Source organism: Nocardioides nitrophenolicus (assembly GCF_016907515.1).
Taxonomy (GTDB): domain Bacteria; phylum Actinomycetota; class Actinomycetes; order Propionibacteriales; family Nocardioidaceae; genus Nocardioides; species Nocardioides nitrophenolicus.
The window spans coordinates 204,229-224,248 of sequence record NZ_JAFBBY010000001.1 but is presented as its reverse complement, the minus strand read 5'-3'; the positions used below and the strand labels follow the sequence as shown (position 1 = coordinate 224,248).

Genomic DNA, 20,020 nt, shown 5'->3' with positions numbered 1-20,020 from the left:
ACCGCTGGTTGTTCTAGGTGGTGAGTAGATCATGCAGGCGCTCGGCTGGGGTTTCCCAGTCGAGCGTTTTGCGTGGCCGGCCGTTGAGTTCCTGGGCGACGTGTTCGAGGTCTTCTGGACCGTGGACGGACAGGTCGGTGCCCTTGGGGAAGTACTGGCGCAGCAGCCCGTTGGTGTTCTCATTGGTGCCGCGCTGCCACGGTGATGCCGGGTCGCAGAAGTAGACCTGCAGATCGGTCGCGGTCTTGATCTCCTTGTGCCGCGCCAGCTCGCAGCCCTGGTCCCAGGTCAACGACCCACGCAGGTGTGCGGGCAGGGTCGCGATGGTCGCGACCAGCGCGTCACGGACCTGTTCTGCGTTGTGCCCCTCGGGCAGGTGCAGCAACATCGTGTACCGGGTCGCACGCTCGACCAAGGTCCCGATCGCTGACTGGTTGCCGGCGCCCATGATCAGGTCGCCTTCCCAGTGCCCGGGCACGGCCCGGTCCTCGACCTCGGCCGGCCGGTCGCTGATCATCACCATGGGATCGACGAAACGCTGGGTTCGTTGCCCGGGCTGGCGGTGCGGTTTGCGGCGGGTCCTGCCACTGCGCAACGCGGTCTGGACCTCGCGCTTGAGCCCGCCACGGGCCTGGAAGTACAGCGCCTGGTAGATCGTCTCGTGGCTCACGCGCATGCTCTCGTCGTCGGGGTGATCGAGTCTGAGCCTGTTCGAGATCTGCTCGGGCGACAACTTTCGTTCCAGCCCGTGCTCGACCTCGGCACGCAGTCGGGTGTTGGTGACCAGCTTCGACGGCTTGGGGCGGGCACGCGTGGCCGCGGCGTCGCGGTGTGCCTGGTGGGGTAAGTAGATGCCTTCGATACGGTGTCGGGCGACCTCACGTGACACGGTCGAGACGTTCTTCCCGATCCCGGCCGCGATCGCGGTCAGTGTGTGTTTGTTGACCAGGCCGTCCGCGATCGCCAACCGGTCATCGAGGGAGAGGTACCGCTCACTGATGGCGACCTCGGCGCGTGCAGCTGGCGTCATAGCCTTCTGATAGCGGGTGCCGCTGGCGTAGTCCACGACCGTGCCGTCGGGATAGGTCCGCGTGTTGCTGGTCTTGGTGATCCCGCGTCGCCAGTCGCGTGCGGTGCGCTCGTTGACTCCGACCTCGCGAGCGGCGCGTGCTGAGGACCAGCCGTCGGTGATCAGCTCGAAGAACCTCGCCTTGGCATCCGCTTTGCCGGCCTTGTTCTTGGTCTGGGCGACCAGGCCGGCCGCGACCAGGATCCGACGCGCGGCGTCGTGGCTCAGTCCGCTCGCGATCGCGGCACGATTGACCTTGCCGGTCGCGGTGAACACCTCGACCACGACCCGACGATGCTCCTCGGTGATCCTCGCCTTCGGTCCCCGCCCACGGCCGGCGGCCTGCAGCAGCTCGTAAGCCCGACCCTTCGAAACTCCCAGAGCCGTGGCGGCTGCGGGGACCGGGACCCCGCTATCGACCAACCGCAGAAGACGGGCCTTCTCCTCCGAAAACGACACGGTCGTCGCAACTCCTCAAAACTCGAGGTGTTGCGACGACCGTGTGAACCCAAGCGTCGAGGTCGGGCCCTTCGTCGCCGTCAGGCGGACGTCACCAGGTGCGCACCCACATGCAGTACTCCGCCTTGCTCAGCGCCTCGACCGCCTCGGCCGACAGCGGCGCGGCGGCGTCGGTGACGACGTACCCGAGCCCGTCCTTGGTGGCGAGGTGCTGGTCGACGACGTTGTCGCCGGCGGCGGCGAAGGTCGCGTTGAGCTCGGCGAGGACGCCGGGGAGGTTGCGGTGGAGCAGGCCGATCCGGCGGCCGGGCGGCAGCTCCGAGGGGAGGACGGCGGGCAGGTTGACCGAGAGCGCGGTGGAGCCCTCGAGGGCGAACCGGGCGAGCTTCTCGGCGACGAACCAGCCGATCTCCTCCTGGGCCTCCTGGGTCGAGCCGCCGATGTGGGGGGTGAGGATGACGTTGTCGAGCCCGCGCAGGACGGAGTCGAAGGGGTCGCCCTGGGCCTTGGGCTCGGCGGGGAAGACATCGACGGCGGCGCCGGCGATGTGGCCGGAGAGCAGGTTGTCGCGCAGCGCCTCGTAGTCGACGACCATGCCACGCGAGGCGTTGATGAACAGGGCGCGGGGCTTCATCGCGGCGAACTCGTCGGCCCCGAAGAAGCCGGCGTTGCCGGGGCGGCCGTCGACGTGGAGGCTGACGACGTCGGCGATCTCGAGCAGCTCGCGCAGCGACCGGACCCGGCGGGCGGTGCCGTGGGCGGGGCGGTCGGCGGTGTCGTAGAAGACCACGTTGAGGCCGAGCGCCTCGGCGACGGTGGAGAGCTGGGTGCCGATGTTGCCGTACCCGACGATGCCGAGCGTGCGCCCCCGAACCTCGTGACTGCCCTTCGCCGACTTGTCCCAGGTCCCCTCGTGCATCCGCTGCGTCTTCTCCGGCAGCCGGCGCGCGAGCGAGATGATCTCGGCGATGACGAGCTCGACCACGCTGCGGGTGTTGGAGTACGGCGCGTTGAACACGCCGATCCCCTTCTCCGCGGCCGTCGCCAGGTCGACCTGGTTGGTGCCGATGCAGAAGCAGCCGATCGCCAGCAGGTCGGGCGACTCGTCCAGCACCCGCTTGGTCACGGTCGTGTTGGACCGGATCCCCAGCAGCTGGACGCCGTCGGAGAGGGCCGCGATCAGCTCGTCCTCGGACAGGGAGCCGGCTCGCAGCTCGACGTCGTAGCCGCGGGCCTCGAGGGTCTCGACGGCGGCCGGGTGGATGTTCTCGAGCAGGAGCGCCTTCACATCGGAATCCTACCGGCGGCGGCGCCTCGACCCCGGCCCAGGCCGCTCTCGTGGACACGGTCGAGAAAGTCCGGAAGGACCCGGTGATTCCCAGGTACGACGCGAGTACGTACTCACGAAAGGCCCCACCCACCGAGGAGCAACCATGACCACCACCGAGATCGACGCGGTCCTCGCCGAGACCTACCAGGCCTGGACCGACAACGACGCGGACGCCTTCGTCCGGCACTACACCGAGGACGCGACCGCCGTCCTGCCCGGCTCCCTGCGCGCCGGCCGGACGGCGATCCGCGACGCCATGGCCGCGAGCTTCGCCGGCCCCCTCGCCGGCAGTACGACGGTCGACCGGCGGCGGAGCCTGCGCTTCGTCGGCGCGGACGTCGCGATTGCCGTCCACGAGAGCGGGATCCGGCTCGCGGGGGAGAGCGAGCTGCCGGAGGGCCGCACGGTCGTGGCCACCTGGGTCTTCGCCCGGCGCGATGGGAGGTGGATGATCGCGGCGTACCACAACTGCCCGGCGTGAGGAGCCCCGTGACGACGTACGACGACCCCGGGTTCGCCGCCGCGGTGGAGCCCTTCCGCGGCGAGCTCACCGCCCACTGCTACCGGATGCTCGGCTCGGTGCAGGACGCCGAGGACGTCGTCCAGGAGACCTACCTGCGGGCCTGGCGCGCCCGCGACCAGTACGACGAGCAGCGCGCCTCGCTGCGCACCTGGCTCTACCGCATCGCCACCAACGCCGGGCTCACCGCGCTCCGGGGCAGGGGCCGGCGTCCGCTGCCGTCGGGGCTGGTGCCGGAGACGGACCCGCGCAGCCCGTTCGAGCTGGGGGAGGTGCCGTGGCTGCAGCCGATCCCGAGCGCGCGCGTGCCCGACGCGGACCCGGCGAGCCTGCGGCTGGCGTTCGTGGCGGCGCTGCAGCACCTCTCGCCGCGCCAACGGGCGGTGCTGGTGCTGCGCGACGTCCTCGACTTCTCGGCGGCAGAGACGGCCGATGTGCTCGACACCACGGTGGTCTCGGTCAACAGCGCGCTGCTGCGCGCCCGGTCCGCCATGAGCAGGGCCGATGCCGATCGCACCCGGGAGCCCGACGAGGCCGAGCGCCGGGTCTGGATCGACCGCTACACCGCGGCCTTCGTCGCCGCCGACGTCGAGGCGCTCAAGCGGCTGCTCGCCGCGGACGTGGTGATGGAGATGCCGCCGATGACCAACTGGTTCACCGGACCCGAGAAGTACGGCGTGTTCATGGACTGGGTCTACACGGCCAACGGCACCGACTGGCGCACCCTCCCGGTCGAGGTCAACGGCGGGCGCGGCTTCGCGGCGTACGTCCGCAAGGACGACGGACGCTACCACCGGCACACGCTCCAGGTGCTCGCGTTCTCGCCCACAGGAGAAGGCGTCACGCGCAACTCGGTGTTCGTCGAGGCCGACGTCCTCGATGCGTTCGGGCTGCCGTCTACCGTGGCGAGATGACGACCGTCCGCCAGATCCAGGTCACCTTCGACTGCGCCGCTCCCGACCGCGTCGCCCGCTTCTGGTGCGACGTCCTGGGCTACGAGCTCGCGCCCGGTGCCGAGGGGGAGACGGCGTGGTCGGCGTGCGTCGACCCGACGGGTGCCGGGCCGCGCTTCTACTTCCAGCGGGTGCCGGAGGGCAAGGTCGCCAAGAACCGCGTGCACGTCGACGTACGCGCGGGGACCGGGCTCGTCGGCGCCGCCCGCCTCGCCGTGCTCGAGGCCGAGCGCGACCGGCTGGTCGCCCTCGGGGCGACGTGCGTGGAGGTGCTGGCGGCCGACGAGGAGAACGAGTGCTGCATCGTGATGCAGGACGTCGAGGGCAACGAGTTCTGCCTCGATTGAGCGAAGAGAAGGACCGCCCCTCGCCGTCGGCACGGCGAGGGGCGGTCCGGAGCCGAACCTCGTGACTGACTCAGCTCCAGTCGACGCTGTAGTAGCGCGTCTCCTGGTACTCGCGGATGCCCTCGTGCGCACCCTCGCGGCCGATGCCGCTCTGCTTGACCCCGCCGAACGGCGCGGCCGGGTCGGAGACGATGCCGCGGTTGATGCCGACCATGCCGGCCTCGATCTGCTCGCCGAGGCGCAGCGCGTCCTGCAGCCGCCCGGCGTACACGTACGCCGCCAGCCCGAACTCGGTGTCGTTGACCGACGCGAGCAGCTCGGCCTCGTCGGTCCAGGTGACGATCGGCGCGACCGGCCCGAAGATCTCCTCGGACAGGATCGGCGCGCCGAACGGTACGTCGACGAGCACGGTTGGCGGGAAGAACCAGCCCTCCGCCGGGACCGAGCCCTGCACGGCGACCTTCGCGCCGTCGGCGACCGCGGCGTCGACCAGCTTGGCGATGCCGGTGAGCGCCTTCTCGCTGATCACCGGGCCGATCTGGTTGTCGGCGTCGGCGGACGGGCCGACCTTGAGCGCGGCGACAGCGGCGCCGAACTTCTCGACGAAGGCGTCCGCCACGTCGGCGTGCACGTAGAAGCGGTTGGCCGCGGTGCAGGCCTGGCCGCCGCCACGGAACTTCGCGATCATCGCGCCGGCGACGGCCGCGTCGAGGTCGGCGTCGGCGGTGATCACGAACGGCGCGTTGCCGCCGAGCTCCATGCTGGAGTTGAGCACCCGGCCGGCGGCCTGGCGCAGCAGCATCCGGCCGACGCCGGTCGAGCCGGTGAAGCTGACCTTGCGGACCCGGGCGTCCTCGAGCCAGGCGGTGACGACCCCGGCGGCGTCGGTGGTCGGGACGACGTTGACGACGCCCTCGGGCACGCCGGCCTCGAGCAGGATGCGGGCCACGGCGAGCGCGGTCAGCGGCGTCTCCGCGGCGGGCTTGACGACGACGGTGCAACCCGCCGCCAGCGCGGGCGCGATCTTGCGGGTGGCCATCGCGGCCGGGAAGTTCCACGGCGTGACGAGCGCGGCCACGCCCACGGGGACGTGCGTCACGAGCGTCTTCACGCCGCCGTTGGGGGCGTCGCTGTAGGTGCCCTCGCCGCGCACGGCCTCCTCGGAGAACCAGCGGAAGAACTCCGCGGCGTAGGTGACCTCGGCCCGCGCGTCCGCGACGGACTTGCCGTTCTCCGCGGCGATCAGGCCGGTGAGCAGGTCCGCGTCGCGGATCATCAGGTCGTAGCAGCGCCGCAGGATCTCCGCGCGGGCCCGGGCCGGCGTGGCAGCCCAGGCCGGGAAGGCGGCGGCGGCCGCGTCGACCGCGGCGGTCGCGTCGGCGACGGTGCCGTCGGCGACGGTGTCGATGACCGCGCCGGTGGCGGGGTCGTGGACCTCGAAGGTGTTCGTCATGGTCGTCTCCAGATCGGGGTGCGGGATCACGGGTAGAGGCCGCGCAGCTGGTGCGCCTGGGCCACGCGCTCGACGGCGAGGCAGGTCGCCGCCGTGCGCAGCGGGACGTCGAGCCGGGTGGCGGCGGCGTTGACCGAGTCCCAGGCCGCCAGCATCCGCTCGGCCAGCCGGTCCTCGACCTCGTTCTCGCTCCACCAGTAGGCCTGGTTGGCCTGGACCCACTCGAAGTAGGACACGATCACGCCCCCGGCGTTGGCCAGGATGTCCGGTACGACGAGCCGGTCGGCCTCCTGCAGGATCCGGTCGGCCTCGGGCGTGGTCGGGCCGTTGGCGCCCTCGACGACGACCTTCGCGCGCACCCGGCCGGCGTTGTCGGCACGCAGCACGCCCTCGACGGCGGCGGGGACGAGCAGGTCGACCTCGGCCTCCAGCACGTCGTCGTTGGTGATCGGGTCGGCGCCGGGGAACCCGACGACCGAGCCGGTCGCGTCGACGTGCTGTTCCAGGGCGACGATGTCGAGGCCGGCGGCGGCGAACACCGCGCCGTACTGGTCGGACACCGCGAGCACCCGGGTGCCGGCCTCGGCGAGGAAGCGGGCGGCGTACCGGCCCACCTTGCCGAAGCCCTGCACCGACGCCGTGGCCCCGTCCGGCGAGATGCCGCGCGAGCGCAGCGCCGCCAGGGCGACGTGGACGACACCGCGCGAGGTGGCGGTGGCCCGGCCGCGCGAGCCGCCGAGGCTGATCGGCTTGCCGGTGGTCACGCCGAGGACGGTGTGGCCCTGCTGGACGGAGTAGGTGTCCATCAGCCAGGCCATCGTCTTCTCGTCGGTCCCGATGTCGGGGGCCGGGATGTCGCGCTCGGGCCCGATCAGCGGGCTGATCTCGGAGGTGTAGCGGCGGGTGACCCGCTCCAGCTCGGCGGCCGAGTACTGGCGCGGGTCGATCCGGACCCCGCCCTTCGCGCCGCCGTACGGCACGTCGAGCAGCGCGCACTTCCAGGTCATCCACATCGCCAGCGCGCGCACCTCGTCGAGGTCGACGTCGGGGGAGTAGCGCAGCCCGCCCTTGGCCGGGCCACGCGAGAAGTTGTGCTGGACCCGGTGGCCCACGAACAGCTCGGTGCTGCCGTCGTCGCGGCGCAGCGGGATGCTGACGGTCACCTCGCGGCGCGGGGTGGCGAGCATCTGGTGCAGGCCCTCGTCGTAGCCGAGCAGCGTGGTGGCCTCCCGCAGCTGCGTGCGGGCGTCGTTCAGCGGCCCGGTCGCCGTGGCGACGGGCTCCTGGAGCGCGGTCATCAGCTCTCCTGGAAGACTTCCGTGAGGAGGTCGAGCGCCTCGTCGAGCAGGTGGTCGGGCATCGACAGGGGCGGCAGGAAGCGCAGCACGTTGCCGTAGGTGCCGCAGGTCAGCACGACCAGGCCCTTGGCGTTGGCGGCGGCGGCGACCTTCTTGGTGAGGTCGGCGTCGGGCTCGATGGTGCCCGGCTTGACCAGCTCGACGGCGATCATCGCGCCGCGGCCGCGGACCTCGCCGATGCGCGGGTCGCTCTCCTGCAGCGCGGCGAGCCGCTCGGTCATCGTCTTGCCGATGGTGCGGGCGCGGTCGACCAGCCCCTCGGCCTCGATCGTCTCGAAGACGGCGAGCGCGGCGGCGCAGGCGAGTGGGTTGCCGCCGTAGGTGCCCCCGAGGCCGCCGGCGTGGGCGGCGTCCATCAGCTCGGCGCGGCCGGTGACGGCCGCGAGCGGGAGGCCGCCGGCGATGCCCTTGGCGGTCACGATCAGGTCGGGGACGACGCCCTCGTGGTCACAGGCGAACAGCTCGCCGGTGCGCGCGAAGCCGGTCTGCACCTCGTCGGCGACGAAGACGACGCCGTTGTCGCGGCACCAGGCGACCAGGGTCGGGAGGAAGCCCTCGGCCGGGACGATGAAGCCGCCCTCGCCCTGGATGGGCTCGATCACGATCGCGGCCAGGTTGTTGGCGCCGACCTGCTTCTCGATGACGTCGATGGCCTTGCGGGCCGCCTCGGCACCGTCGAGCCCGCCGTCGCGGAAGGGGTAGGACAGCGGGGCGCGGTAGACCTCGGAGGCGAACGGACCGAACCCGCTCTTGTACGGCATGTTCTTCGCCGTCATCGCCATCGTGAGGTTGGTGCGGCCGTGGTAGGCGTGGTCGAAGACGACCACGGCCTGCTTGCCGGTGGCGGAGCGCGCGATCTTGACGGCGTTCTCGACGGCCTCGGCCCCGGCGTTGAACAGCGCGGAGCGCTTCTCGTGGGTGCCGGGCGTGAGCTCGTTGAGCTTCTCCGCGACCGCGACGTAGCCCTCGTAGGGGGTGACCATGAAGCAGGTGTGGGTGAACTCGGCGACCTGGCGGGTGACCGCCTCGACGACGCGCGGGGCGCTGTTGCCGACGGTCGTCACGGCGATGCCGGAGCCGAGGTCGATCAGCTGGTTGCCGTCGGCGTCGACCAGGATGCCGCCGCCGGCGGCGACGACCTGGACGGGCAGGCCGACGGCGACGCCGGACGCGACCGCCTTGGCCTTGCGGGCCGCGAGCTCCTGCGAGCGGGGGCCGGGGATCGCGGTGACGAGGCGGCGCTCCTGGGTGATGCCAGGGCCGCCGGAGGTGGGCGCGGAGGCGGTGTCGGTCATAGGTACGACGGTAGGACCGAGCGCTCGCCGCCACCATGCCCGTCCTGCACAATCTGAGTTGCCTAGTTGTGCAAGAATCGCACTGTGGTGACGGTGGCGGACCTGGTGGCGATGCCGGGCCTGGGCCTGCGGCCCGCCGAGGGTGCGCCGGCGCTCGACGGCCCCGTGCTGCGCTGGGTGGCGACCAGCGAGCTGGCCGACCCGACGCCCTATCTCGAGGGCGGGGAGCTGCTGCTCACCACCGGGCTCGGCACCCGCGGCTGGAGCCAGGAGTGGACCGCGTACGTCGACCGGTTGGCCGCCGCCGGCGCCGCCGCCCTCGGGCTCGGCACCGGCCTCACCCACGACCGGCTCCCGGCCGCCCTGGTCGCGGCCTGCGCGGAGCGCGGGCTGGTGCTGCTCGAGGTCCCGCGGGCCACCCCCTTCGTGGCGGTGTCGCGGGCCGCGGCCGAGCTGCTGCAGGACCAGGAGGCGACCACCACCCGGCTGGCCCTGGACCTGCAGCGCCGGCTGACCCGGGCCGCGCTCGGCCTCGACCTGCGCCCGCTCGTCGAGCGGCTGGCCCAGCTCCTCGACGCCGGCGTCGCGCTGGTCCACCGCGACGGCGAGCCGGCCGAGGGCCCGCTCGGCCCCCACCCCGAGACCCTGGACCTCGGGCTGGTCCGGGCGGAGGTGACGCGGATCAAGGGCCAGGGACTCGGCGCGGTCTCCACGACCGCCCAGGACGGCGGCACCACCGTGGTGCGCCCGATCGGCCTCGCCGGTCGCCCCGAGCTCTACCTCGCGGTACGCCTGCCCGGCCCGCTCGGCGACCCGCAGCGCTCCGCGGTCAGCACCGCCGCCGTCCTGCTGAGCCTCGCGGTGGAGCGCCGTGCCGAGCGCCGTGCGGCCGACCGCCGGCTGCGCGGCCGGGCCCTGGAGCTGCTCTGCGCCGGCGACCTGCGCTCCGCCGAGGTGCTCCTCGACGCCGCGGAGGGGGAGCGGTCGGTGCCCGAGCGGCTCCGCGTGGTGCGGATCGCCGGCGCCGAGGAGGCGCTCGGCGACCTCCTCGAACGGCTGGAGGACGACCTCGACGACGACGGCGTGCTGGCCGGTCCGGTCGATGACGAGCTGGTCGTCGTCGTACCCCCGGCCCGGCTCGCCGGCGTGCTCGCCGCCGTCGCCGACACCGGCCTGAGGGCGGGCGTCGGCCGCGCGGTGGCGGCTCCCGACGCGCGCCGCGGCGCCGAGACCGCCGGCCACGCACTCGACCGCACCACCGTCGCCAGCCCGGTCCGACGCTGGGAGGAGGTCGCCGACGCGGGGCCGCTGGCGCTGGTGCCCGAGGCCCTCGGCCAGGAGTACGCCGCCGCCTTCCTCGCGCCGCTGGACCCCGAGCACCGCGCCACCCTGGCCGCCTTCCTGCGCCACCACGGCTCCCGGGGCGCCGTGGCCGACGAGCTCGGGGTGCACCGCAACACGGTGCGCAACCGGCTGGCCGAGATCGAGCGGCTCACCGGACTGGACCTCGACGATCCGGCGGCCCGGGTGGGGGCGTGGCTGGCGCTGGAGCTGGCTGCCCCGTCCTAGGAGCGTCTCACCCGGCGTCCGGGTCGCGGATCCGGGGAGAAGGCGACCGAGATGCCGGGTGAGATGCACTCACCCCGGGAGCTCGCTGCGCCGGACCTTGCCGGTGAGGGTGCGCGGGAGCTCGGCCAGGAAGACGTACGTCTTGGGCCGCTTGGGCGGCGCGAGGTTCTCCCGCGCGAAGGCGACGAGCTCCGCCTCCGCGGCGGACCCGACCACCGCTGCGCACACCCGCTGGCCCCACTGCGGGTCGTCGACGCCGTAGACCGCGATGTCCTGGACGCCGGGACAGCCGCCGAGGACCTGCTCGACCTCGGTGGGATAGACGTTGACGCCGCCGCTGATGACGAGGTCCTCGCGGCGACCGTCGAGGTAGAGATAGCCGTCGGCGTCGAGCCGGCCCAGGTCGCCGACGGTGAACGCCGCTCCGTCGGGAGTCTCGCGCCAGGCGGCGGCGGTCTTCTCGGGCGCCCCGAAGTAGCTGAACCGCGCGAACTCCGGAACCGTGCACCAGATCGTCCCGTCGGGATCGGTGTGGAGGCGGCGCCCGGGGCGGGCCCGGCCGACGGTCCCGGGCCGGGCCAGCCACTCCTCGCTGCGGCATGCGGTGAACTGGCCCTCGGTCGAGCCGTAGAACTCCCAGGTCGAGCCCGCCGGGAAGGCCTCGATCAGCCGGCGCTTGAGGTCGGTGGGGCAGGGCGCGCCGGCGTGCGCCACCAGCCGGAAGCAGGACAGGTCGGGCCGCCCGTGCTCGTCCCAGTGCGCGAGGAGCCGCTGCAGGTGGGTCGGCACGCAGAACATCGTGGTCGGCCGCTCGGTCTCGATCGCCGCCGTCACCGCGGCCGGGTCGAACGGCCCGGGGATCACGATCCGGCCGCCGGCGAGGATCGTCCCCATCGCGAAGCGCAGCGGCGCGGAGTGGTACAGCGGGCTGAGGACCAGGTTCACGTCGTCGGACGCGAAGCCCCACAGGTCGCGCTCCTCGGCCACCAGCGCGGTGGCCTCCGCCGGGCTCAGGAGACCGGAGTAGACGCCCTTCGGCACTCCCGTCGTCCCGCTCGTGCAGTGCATCGGCCGGCCCAGCGGCAGCCCCGGCGCCGGCAGGCCGGCGGTGAGCGCGGCCAGCTCGGCGTCCGTGCGGACCACGGCCGTCGGCTCCAGCCCGGACAGGATCCGCTCCTGCTCGCCGGGCGTGAGCCGCGGGTCCAGTGGGATGGGGAAGACGCCGGCGGTGAGCATCCGCAGCACGGCGTCGACGTACGCGTGGGAGCCGGGCAGGAGCAGGGCGACCCGTTCGTTCTCCACGGGCTCACAGTAGGGTCCGCATGTGCGCGTCGGACTGACCGGGGGGATCGCCTCGGGGAAGAGCACCGTCTCCTCGATCCTGCGCGAGCTGGGCGCCGTCGTCATCGACGCCGACCAGATCGCGCGCGAGGTCGTCGCCCGGGGCACGCCCGGGCTCGCGGCCGTGGTCGAGGCATTCGGCCCCGAGATGCTCACTCCCGAGGGCGAGCTGGACCGGCCCAGGATGGGCGCCCTCGTCTTCGGTGACGAGGCGGCGCGGCGCCGCCTCGAGGGCATCGTGCACCCCCTCGTCTTCGAGAGGTACGCGGAGCAGGAGGCCGCCGCTCCGACCGACGCGATCGTGGTCCACGACATCCCGCTGCTCGTCGAGTCCGGCCGAGCGGGGGAGTTCGACGCGGTGATCGTCGTCGACGCCCCCGAGGAGCTGCAGCTCGAGCGGATGGTGCGCGACCGCGGCTGGACCGAGGACGAGGGCCGCGCCCGGATCGCCGCCCAGGCGACCCGGGAGCAGCGCCGCGCCGTGGCGACCTACCTGATCGAGAACACCGGGACGCGCGAAGACCTCCGTCAGCGCGTGACGGAGGTCTTCGACGTGCTGGCGGCTGTGGCTTAGGCCGCCATGTCCGGGTCGCCGAGGCGGCGCAGCTTCTGCAGCGCCTCGCGCTCCAGCTGGCGCACCCGCTCGGCGGAGATGCCGTGCTTGACGCCGATGTCGGCGAGCTTGTGCTGGCGGCCGTCGGTGAGGCCGTAGCGCGAGCGGATGATGTCGGCGGCTCGCGGGTCGAGCTGGTCGACCAGCGAGTTGAGCCGGTCGCGGGCCTCCACGTCGAGCACGGTCAGGTCGGGACCCGGGGCCGTCTCCTGCGCCATCAGGTCACCGAGGGACGTGTCGCCGTCCTCGTCGACCGGGGTGTCGAGACTGACGTGCTCGCGACCCCACGCCATCAGGTCGAGGACCCGGTCGACCTCCAGACCGAGCTCGGCGGCGATCTCGGCGGGCTCCGGGTCGCGGCCCAGCTGGCGCTCGAGGGTGCGGCGGGCGCCGCCGACCTGGTTGAGCTCCTCGACCACGTGCACGGGGAGCCGGACCACGCGGGCCTGCTGCGCGATGCCGCGGGTGATCGCCTGGCGCACCCACCAGGTGGCGTAGGTGGAGAACTTGTAGCCCTTGGCGTAGTCGAACTTCTCGACCGCGCGGATCAGGCCGGTGTTGCCCTCCTGGATCAGGTCGAGCATCGGCATCTGGGCCCGGCCGTACTTGCGGGCGATCGAGACCACGAGGCGCAGGTTGGCGTTGATGAACTCCGTGACGGCCTTGCGGCCCTCCTCGGCGATCCACTCCAGCTCGGCCTGGCTGGCCTGCTTGGGAGCCCCGCCCTTGCGCCGGCCGACCCGGCCCTCGGCGAGCAGGTGCTCGGCGTACAGGCCGGCCTCGATCGCCTTGGCGAGCTCGACCTCCCGTGCGGCGTCGAGCAGGGGGGTACGCGCGATCTCGTCGAGGTAGAGCCCGACGCTGTCGCGTCCCTCGATCTCGCGTCCGGTGTTGCGCGTCCTCGTCATCGTCGCTGCCATGGCGTCCCTCCTTGCCCGTGCGGCTGGAGCCCATCCGCACCTGTGGTTCCCAACACCGGGGAGGTACCCAGGATTCCCGAGGACCTTCGGTGTTGCTCTCACCGGCTTTGACGTCTGGGAATCCCCGGAAGTTGCGCCTGAGGCCGAATCTCAGGGAGTTCTCAACTTGCGGGCTCCGCGTCGGCCAGGCCGAGGCGGTCGAGGATCCAGGCGAGCGAGAACGCCCGGTCCTCCCAGGCGCGGTAGCGACCCGAGACGCCGCCGTGCCCGGCCGCCATCTCGGTGCGCAGCAGGACGTCGGCCCGCGGCGCCCGCTCGCGCAGCCGGGCCACCCACTTGGCCGGCTCGACGTAGAGCACCCGGGTGTCGTTGAGCGAGGTCTCCGCCAGGATCGGCGGGTAGGGGAGGTCGGCGACGTTCTCGTACGGCGCGTAGCCGGCGATCCGCTCGTAGGCGACCGGGTCGTCGCTCGGGTTGCCCCACTCGTCGTACTCCGGGACGGTCAGGGGCAGCGTCGCGTCGAGCATGGTGGTGAGGGTGTCGACGAACGGCACTCCCGCCACGAACCCGCCGAAGGCCTCCGGCGCCTGGTTGGCGACGGCGCCGATCAGCAGGCCGCCGGCGCTGGCGCCCTCGGCGACGATCCGGTCCGAGGTGGTCCAGCCGGTCTCCACCAGGTGGCGGGCCGCGGCGATGAAGTCGTCGAAGGTGTGCTGCTTGTGCTCGAGCTTGCCGTCGTCGTACCAGTGGCGGCCCATCTCGCCGCCGCCGCGCACGTGGGCGATCGCGAACGCCGCGCCGCGGTCCAGCAGGGACAGCCGGGCGACCGCGAAGTAGGGGTCGATCGAGGCCTCGTAGGCGCCGTACCCGTAGAGGTGCACGGGAACCGGCCCGGCGGTGCGCACGCCCTTGCGGACGACCAGCGAGATCGGCACCCGTACGCCGTCGACCGAGGTGGCCCACAGGCGGTGCTCCTCGTAGTCGTCGGCGTCGTAGCCGCCGAGGACCGGCGCCTGCTTGCGCAGCACCAGCTCTCCGGTGCGCAGGTCGTGGTCGTAGACCGCGGAGGGGCGCGCGAGGCTGGTCATGCCGACCCGGATCGTCGGCTGCTCGAAGGCGGGATTGCTGCCGGCGCCCACGGTGGCCAGCTCGCCGGGGAACTCGACCAGCCGGTCGCCGGTGACCGGGTGCTCCGGGTCGTCGCCGAGGGTGAGGACGCGCACCTGGCTGCTGCCCGCGCTGCGCTGCTGGACCACCAGGTGGCCCGCGAACGCGTCGACGTCCTCCAGGCGGACGGCGAGGTCGTGGGGGAGCAGCGGGCGCCAGTCGGCGGGCTTCGTGGGGGCCGCGGGAGCGTGACCGAGCTCGAACTCGGGCCCGGTCGCGTTGTGCAGCACCAGGAACCGGTCCTGGCCCCCGACGACGGCGTGCTCCAGCGAGTACTCGACGCCGGCGGTGCGCTCCGCGAAGCACACCGGCCGGGCCTCCGGGTCGGTCGCGTCGAGGACGTGGAACTCGGAGGTGGTCTTCGAGCTGGCGGCGATCATCACGTAGCGCCGGCTGCGGGTGCGCCCGACGCCGACGAAGTAGCGGCCGTCGGGCTCGTGGAACACCAGCTCGTCGTCGGCCTGGGCGGTGCCGAGGCGGTGTCGCCAGACCTTGTCGGGACGCCACGCCTCGTCGACGGTCGTGTAGTAGAAGTGGTCGGAGGAGCCGCCCCAGGTGACCCCGCCGAGCACGTCGGTGAGTACGTCGTCGTGCAGCTCGCGGGTGGTGAGGTCGAGCACTCGCACGGTGTAGCGCTCGTCGCCGACCACGTCGACGGCGTACGCCAGGAGGCGGTCGTCGGGGCTGACCGAGGAGCCACCGAGGCTGAAGAAGTCATGGCCCTCGGCGAGCGCGTCGAGGTCGAGCAGCACCTCCTCGCCGGGCAGCGCCGGCTCGTCGGGCCTCGCGTCGGCCGCGGGACGCGGGGGAGTCCAGTCGTCCGGGTCGGTCACGGGGACCCGGCAGCTGGCGCCGTACTGGCGGCCCTCGAAGGAGCGGCCGTAGTACCAGAAGCCGCGCACCCGGGTCGGCACCGACAGGTCGGTCTCGAGCGTGCGGGCCTTGATCTCCTCGAAGATCCGGGTGCGCAGGTCGGCGAGGTGTGCGGTGCGCTCCTGGGTGTAGGCGTTCTCGGCCTCGAGGTGCGCGATGACCGCCGGGTCCTCCTTGTCGCGCAGCCACTCGTACTCGTCGGTGCGGGTGTGGCCGTGGTGCGTCGTGGTGACGGGGTGGCGGGGGGCGCTCGGCGGGACGGGCATGCCTGGAACGCTACTGCCACCGGGTCAACGCGGGGTCGTCGGCACGGAAGGAGCGGACCGGGCCCGGCGGCGTCTCGGCCGTCTCGAAGCGGACCGTGACCACCCCCCGGCCCGAGCCCCACACCCAGCCCCGGCCGTACTCGGCGTGCACCACGTCGAGCCCGGGCGCCCAGGTCGCGCTGCGCCAGCGGGCGCCGGCCTGGTCGGGCTCGGCCTCGGCCGGCTCCTCCTCGGCGTCCGGCTCCTCGGCCGTCAGGGCGAACAGGTCCTCCTGGATCCAGTCCGCCAGCCCCGAGACGCCGACGCCGAGCAGACGCACGCCGCCCGAGGTGTCGAGGTCGTCGAGCAGGGTCCGGGCCAGCCGGGCGACGGTCGCGGGATCGTCGGTCGGCGCGGGCAGGGTCGACGAGCGGCTCAGCGTGGTGAAGTCGTAGAGCCGGACCTTGATCGTGACCGTGCGGCCCGAGAGCCCGCTCTTGCGCAGCCGCTTGGCGACCTCGCCGGCCTGGCGGGTCACGATCGCGCTCATCTGCTGCCGGTCGGTCAGATCGGTCTCGTAGGTTCCCTCCACGCTGACCGACTTCGTCTCGCGGTCGGGTACGACGGCCCGGTCGTCCTCGGCGCGCGCGAGGTGGAACAGGCTCTGGCCCTGTGCCTTGCCGACCAGCCGCACCAGCTCGTCGAGGCCGACCCGCTCCAGCTCCGCGACGGTGTGCACCCCCGCCCGGCGCAGCCGCTCGACGGTCGCCGGCCCGACGCCGGGGATCACCGAGACGTGGAGGGGGCGCAGCAGCGCCAGCTCGGTGCCGGGCTCGATCACCACCAGTCCGTCCGGCTTGCGCAGGTCGCTGGCGATCTTGGCGAGGAACTTCGACGACGCCACACCGACCGACGCGGTCAGCCCACCCGTCACCTCGTGGACCCGGCCGCGCAGCTCCTCGGCGAGCGCGGTCACCGTCGGCACCTCCAGGTCCGGCAGGTCCGCCGCGGCCAGGTCGACGAACGCCTCGTCGAGCGACAGCGGCTCCACCAGCGGCGAGCAGTCTCGCAGCACCTCCATCACGGCGGCGCTGGTCGAGCGGTAGGCCTCGAAGCGGCCGGAGAGGTACGCCGCGTGGGGGCAGCGGGCGCGCGCCTCGCGGGTCGACATGGCCGAGCGGACACCGAACGCACGCGCCTCGTAGGACGCCGTCGAGACCACGCCGCGCCCGCCGACGCCGCCCACGACGACCGGCTTCCCGCGCAGCGACGGCTTGTCGCGCTGCTCCACGGCCGCGAAGAACGCGTCGAGGTCCAGGTGGAGGACCGAGGCGTGGGGGCGCACTCGCGTCACGCTAGCGCTCACTGACGACATTCCCGTCCCTCGTCTCTCCACAGCCGCCTCCCCGCCCCACCTCCTCCACAGCCCCCTCCTCCCTTCCCCGCCCCCCGTCGTACCTCCCCACCAAGGTCGCCCCATGACCACCACACCCCGCCCCACCACCGCCCTCCACCTGCGCGAGCTCACCGACCTGATCGCCGTCGCCCCGGTCCTGCTCGGCTTCTGGCCCGAGCAGTCCGTGATGCTGATGACCTTCGGCGCCCGCGACCCCTTCCACGTCCGCGTCGACCTCCCCCGACTCCCGGCGCAGCGTCCCGACCTGCGCCGCGAGCTCGGCGAGGTGCTGGTCGAGCCCGCGGTGCGCCACGGCGCGAGCCACGTCGCGCTGCTCTACTACACCGACGACCCGGCCGAGGCCGAGGCGACGCACCGCTGGCTGCGCCGTGCGGCCCGGCGCGTGGGCCTGGTCGTGATGGCCGCGCTGCACGTCGAGTCCGCCCACTTCCGCGACCTCCACCATCGCGACCCGGCCGTGCGGACCCGGCGCCGTCCCTACGACGTCAGCGCCCACCCGCTCGTCCTCGAGGCACAGCTGTCGGGCCGGCCCATCCACCGCTCCCGCGCCGACCTCGCCGCCTCCCTCGACCCCGACCCCGCCGCGGTCGCCGCCGTCAGCTCGGCCCTCGTCGCCGGGCGCTACGCCGACGCCGGCATCCCGACCAACGGGCGCGCGCTGCGCGACGCCGGCGAGTGGGTGCAGCACGCCGTCCACGACCTCGTCGTCGACGAGACCCTGCCCGGCGACGACGACCTGGCCCACCTGCTGTGGGTGATGCAGGCCGGCCGGGTCCGCGACGCCGCCTGGTCCGCCATCGACCGCCCCACCAGTGCCGCCCACCTCCGCCTGTGGACCGACGCCGTCCGGCGCGCCCCCGACCCGCTCAGCGCCGCCCCCGCCGCCTTGCTCGCCTGGTCCGCCTGGCAGGCCGGCGACGGCGCGCTCGCCTGGATCGCCGTCGACCGCTCCCAGCGGGCCCACCCGGGCTACGTGATGGCCGACCAGCTCGCCACCCTCCTGCGCGGAGCCGTCCCGCCGTCGTACTGGGTGCCCGGGTTCGCCTGGGACGAGGGCCTCCCCGACGCCTCCGGCGACGGGTGAGGTCCATGCCGGTCGCGGGGCCTCCCTGCGCCGCTCGTCCCCCCGCCCGATCGTCTAGTGTCGGCCCATGGGAGACGACGTCGCGGCCCAGGAGTTCACCCCCGCCGACCGGACCCGCTACCGGGAGAAGGTCCGGCGCTGTCTCGACGTGTTCGAGCGGATGCTGCGCGAGTCGGCGTTCGACACCGATGATCCGTGGACCGGCGTGGAGGTCGAGCTCAACCTGGTGGACCAGGCGGGGGATCCGGCGCTGCGCAATGCGGAGGTGCTCGAGGCGATCGAGGACCCCGACTTCCAGACCGAGCTCGGTCAGTTCAACATCGAGCTCAACCTGGCGCCGGGACCGTTGGCCGGCGGCGGCCTGGAGGCCTATGAGAAGCAGCTGCGGGCCAGCCTCAACCACGCGGAGGAGCGGGCGGCGCCGCTGGGCGCCCACCTGGTGATGATCGGGATCCTGCCGACGCTGGCGCCCGAGCACCTGCGGGCCGAGGTGATCAGCGCCAATCCGCGCTACCGGCTGCTGAGCGAGCAGATCCTGCGGGCCCGCGGCGAGGACATCCTGATCGACATCCGCGGGGTGGAGCGGCTCAACACCACCGTCGACACGATCATGCCGGAGGCGGCGTGCACCAGCACCCAGTTCCACGTCCAGGTGAGCCCGGACCAGTTCGCGTCGTACTGGAACGCGTCGCAGGCGATCGCCGGCATCCAGCTCGCGGTCGCGGCCAACTCGCCGTACCTGCTCGGCAAGCAGCTGTGGGCGGAGACCCGGATCCCGCTCTTCGAGCAGGCCACCGACACCCGCGGCGAGGAGCTGAAGGCGCAGGGAGTGCGGCCGCGGGTGTGGTTCGGCGAGCGCTGGATCACCTCGGTGTTCGACCTGTTCGAGGAGAACGTCCGCTACTTCCCGCCGCTGCTGCCGGTGATCGACGAGGAGGACCCGCTGACCGTCCTGGAGGCCGGCGGGACGCCGAACCTGTCGGAGCTGCGCCTGCACAACGGCACCATCTACCGCTGGAACCGGCCGGTCTACGACATCACCGGCGGCCTGCCGCACCTGCGGGTCGAGAACCGGATCCTCGCGGCCGGGCCCACGGTCGTCGACACCGTGGCCAACGCGGCCTTCTACTTCGGCCTGGTCCGCGCGCTCGCCGACAACGACCGCCCGCTGTGGTCGCAGATGTCCTTCAGTGCGGCGGAGGAGAACTTCCACAGTGCGGCGCGCCACGGCATCGACGCCGAGGTCTACTGGCCCCAGCTCGGCCGGGTCCGCGCGACCGAGCTGGTCGTCCGCCGGCTGCTGCCGCTCGCCCACGAGGGCCTGGCGGCCTGGGGCGTGTCGTCCGAGGAGGCGCACCGCTATCTCGACGTCATCGAGCAGCGCTGCCTGGCCGGTACTAATGCCGCGGACTGGTTCGTCCGGCGGGTCCAGGAGCGCGACGACGCCGATCGCTACGACGCGCTGCGGGCGGTGCTCGCGGACTACCGGCAGCGGATGCACGACAACGAGCCGGTGCACACCTGGACCTGAGGGTCAGTGCCGCAGCCGGGTCCACCGCCGCCCGACCCCCGAGCGCGGATCGAGCCAGGACCGCCGGGTGACCACGACCAGGTCGAGGCGCACGCCGAGCTCGGGCCCGGCGCAGCCGGCGGCGGCCGCCCAGGCGAGGTCCTCGACGTCGGGACCGTCGGGGCCGCGGGTCAGCCAGAGCAGGGGGACGACGTCGCGGGCCAGCGGGTCGCGGCACATCGCCTCGACCAGCTCGATGCGCAGCGCCAGGTCGAGCACCTCGCCGGGGACCAGCTCGAAGGAGCGGACGGCGCCACCCGGGATGCCGACGTGCAGCGCGGGCGGCAGCCGGCGGCGCCCCTCGGCCGCGGCGTGGTCGCGCACGGCGCGCTGGAGCACCCGCTCGAGCAGCGTCGGGACCGGCTCCTGGATCATGCGGCGAGCCTGCCGGATCCGCGACCGTGGCGGGCGCGTCCTCCACAGGACCTCCTAGGCTC

The 20,020-nt window shown here is 73.1% G+C and carries 17 protein-coding genes; 7 read left to right on the top strand and 10 right to left on the bottom strand.

Annotation, left to right across the window (positions count from 1 at the left end; genetic code table 11):
• Positions 1-13: 13 nt before the first annotated feature.
• Positions 14-1,192 carry an IS30 family transposase gene (locus JOD66_RS01085; RefSeq protein ID WP_443678816.1) on the bottom strand — a complete coding sequence of 393 codons (1,179 nt, stop codon included), beginning with the start codon at positions 1,190-1,192 and terminating at the stop codon, positions 14-16.
• 427 nt (positions 1,193-1,619) lie between these two features.
• Complete coding sequence (gene serA, locus JOD66_RS01080) at positions 1,620-2,816, bottom strand: phosphoglycerate dehydrogenase (RefSeq protein WP_204835112.1); 1,197 nt, start codon at positions 2,814-2,816, stop codon at positions 1,620-1,622.
• Between the two features lie 145 nt (positions 2,817-2,961).
• On the opposite strand from serA, the gene JOD66_RS01075 reads away from it, so the two are divergent.
• Genes JOD66_RS01075 through JOD66_RS01065 form a run of 3 tightly spaced genes read left to right on the top strand, consistent with a single transcriptional unit; the run spans position 2,962 to position 4,678 of the window.
• Positions 2,962-3,339: an SgcJ/EcaC family oxidoreductase gene (locus JOD66_RS01075; RefSeq protein WP_204835111.1), complete on the top strand. Its 378-nt coding sequence runs from the start codon at positions 2,962-2,964 to the stop codon at positions 3,337-3,339.
• Positions 3,340-3,347: 8 nt separating this feature from the next.
• The gene (locus tag JOD66_RS01070) at positions 3,348-4,292 is read left to right on the top strand and encodes an RNA polymerase subunit sigma-70 (RefSeq protein WP_204835110.1); all 945 of its coding nucleotides are present in this window, start codon (positions 3,348-3,350) and stop codon (positions 4,290-4,292) included.
• A complete protein-coding gene (locus JOD66_RS01065) occupies positions 4,289-4,678 on the top strand; it encodes a VOC family protein (protein ID WP_204835109.1) in 390 nt (129 codons plus the stop codon). Before JOD66_RS01070 ends, JOD66_RS01065 begins: the two co-directional genes overlap by 4 nt.
• Positions 4,679-4,748: 70 nt before the next feature.
• Here JOD66_RS01065 and JOD66_RS01060 read toward each other — a convergent pair whose 3' ends face one another.
• From JOD66_RS01060 to gabT, 3 genes are read right to left on the bottom strand one after another with little or no spacing between them, the layout of a single operon-like run.
• Entirely contained in the window at positions 4,749-6,131 is a 1,383-nt protein-coding gene (locus JOD66_RS01060; RefSeq protein ID WP_204835108.1) for an NAD-dependent succinate-semialdehyde dehydrogenase, read from the bottom strand.
• A 26-nt stretch (positions 6,132-6,157) separates the two neighbouring features.
• The gene (locus tag JOD66_RS01055) at positions 6,158-7,429 is read right to left on the bottom strand and encodes a Glu/Leu/Phe/Val family dehydrogenase (protein WP_204835107.1); all 1,272 of its coding nucleotides are present in this window, start codon (positions 7,427-7,429) and stop codon (positions 6,158-6,160) included.
• Positions 7,429-8,784: a 4-aminobutyrate--2-oxoglutarate transaminase gene (gene gabT, locus JOD66_RS01050; protein ID WP_204835106.1), complete on the bottom strand. Its 1,356-nt coding sequence runs from the start codon at positions 8,782-8,784 to the stop codon at positions 7,429-7,431. The genes JOD66_RS01055 and gabT overlap by 1 nt, the downstream gene beginning before the upstream one ends.
• Before the next feature lie 84 nt (positions 8,785-8,868).
• Between gabT and JOD66_RS01045 the strand changes: the two genes are divergently transcribed.
• Positions 8,869-10,353, top strand: coding sequence for a PucR family transcriptional regulator (locus tag JOD66_RS01045; RefSeq protein ID WP_204835105.1), 1,485 nt, complete (start codon positions 8,869-8,871; stop codon positions 10,351-10,353).
• A 69-nt stretch (positions 10,354-10,422) separates the two neighbouring features.
• On the opposite strand, the gene JOD66_RS01040 is transcribed toward JOD66_RS01045, so the two are convergent.
• Positions 10,423-11,655, bottom strand: coding sequence for a class I adenylate-forming enzyme family protein (locus JOD66_RS01040; protein WP_307823223.1), 1,233 nt, complete (start codon positions 11,653-11,655; stop codon positions 10,423-10,425).
• Positions 11,656-11,677: 22 nt separating this feature from the next.
• Here JOD66_RS01040 and coaE point away from each other — a divergent pair, with 22 nt between their 5' ends.
• Entirely contained in the window at positions 11,678-12,268 is a 591-nt protein-coding gene (gene coaE / locus JOD66_RS01035) for a dephospho-CoA kinase (RefSeq protein ID WP_204835103.1), read from the top strand.
• Here the strand turns inward: coaE and JOD66_RS01030 are convergent.
• The 3 genes from JOD66_RS01030 to JOD66_RS01020 all read right to left on the bottom strand — a co-directional run bounded on the left by JOD66_RS01030 (position 12,265) and on the right by JOD66_RS01020 (position 16,857).
• Positions 12,265-13,227, bottom strand: coding sequence for a sigma-70 family RNA polymerase sigma factor (locus JOD66_RS01030; RefSeq protein WP_239545016.1), 963 nt, complete (start codon positions 13,225-13,227; stop codon positions 12,265-12,267). The genes coaE and JOD66_RS01030 overlap by 4 nt on opposite strands.
• A gap of 161 nt (positions 13,228-13,388) precedes the next feature.
• Positions 13,389-15,533, bottom strand: a complete 2,145-nt coding sequence (locus tag JOD66_RS01025; RefSeq protein WP_204835102.1) for a S9 family peptidase — start codon at positions 15,531-15,533, stop codon at positions 13,389-13,391.
• Positions 15,534-15,543: 10 nt separating this feature from the next.
• Positions 15,544-16,857, bottom strand: coding sequence for a DNA polymerase IV (locus JOD66_RS01020; protein ID WP_204835101.1), 1,314 nt, complete (start codon positions 16,855-16,857; stop codon positions 15,544-15,546).
• A gap of 133 nt (positions 16,858-16,990) precedes the next feature.
• On the opposite strand from JOD66_RS01020, the gene JOD66_RS01015 reads away from it, so the two are divergent.
• Both JOD66_RS01015 and JOD66_RS01010 read left to right on the top strand, forming a co-directional pair.
• Positions 16,991-18,013 (top strand): DUF4192 domain-containing protein, encoded by a 1,023-nt coding sequence (locus JOD66_RS01015; protein WP_204835100.1) that lies wholly within the window; start codon positions 16,991-16,993, stop codon positions 18,011-18,013.
• Positions 18,014-18,080: 67 nt separating this feature from the next.
• Entirely contained in the window at positions 18,081-19,544 is a 1,464-nt protein-coding gene (locus JOD66_RS01010; protein ID WP_204835099.1) for a glutamate-cysteine ligase family protein, read from the top strand.
• A 3-nt stretch (positions 19,545-19,547) separates the two neighbouring features.
• On the opposite strand, the gene JOD66_RS01005 is transcribed toward JOD66_RS01010, so the two are convergent.
• Positions 19,548-19,958, bottom strand: coding sequence for a hypothetical protein (locus tag JOD66_RS01005; protein ID WP_204835098.1), 411 nt, complete (start codon positions 19,956-19,958; stop codon positions 19,548-19,550).
• Positions 19,959-20,020: the final 62 nt, after the last annotated feature.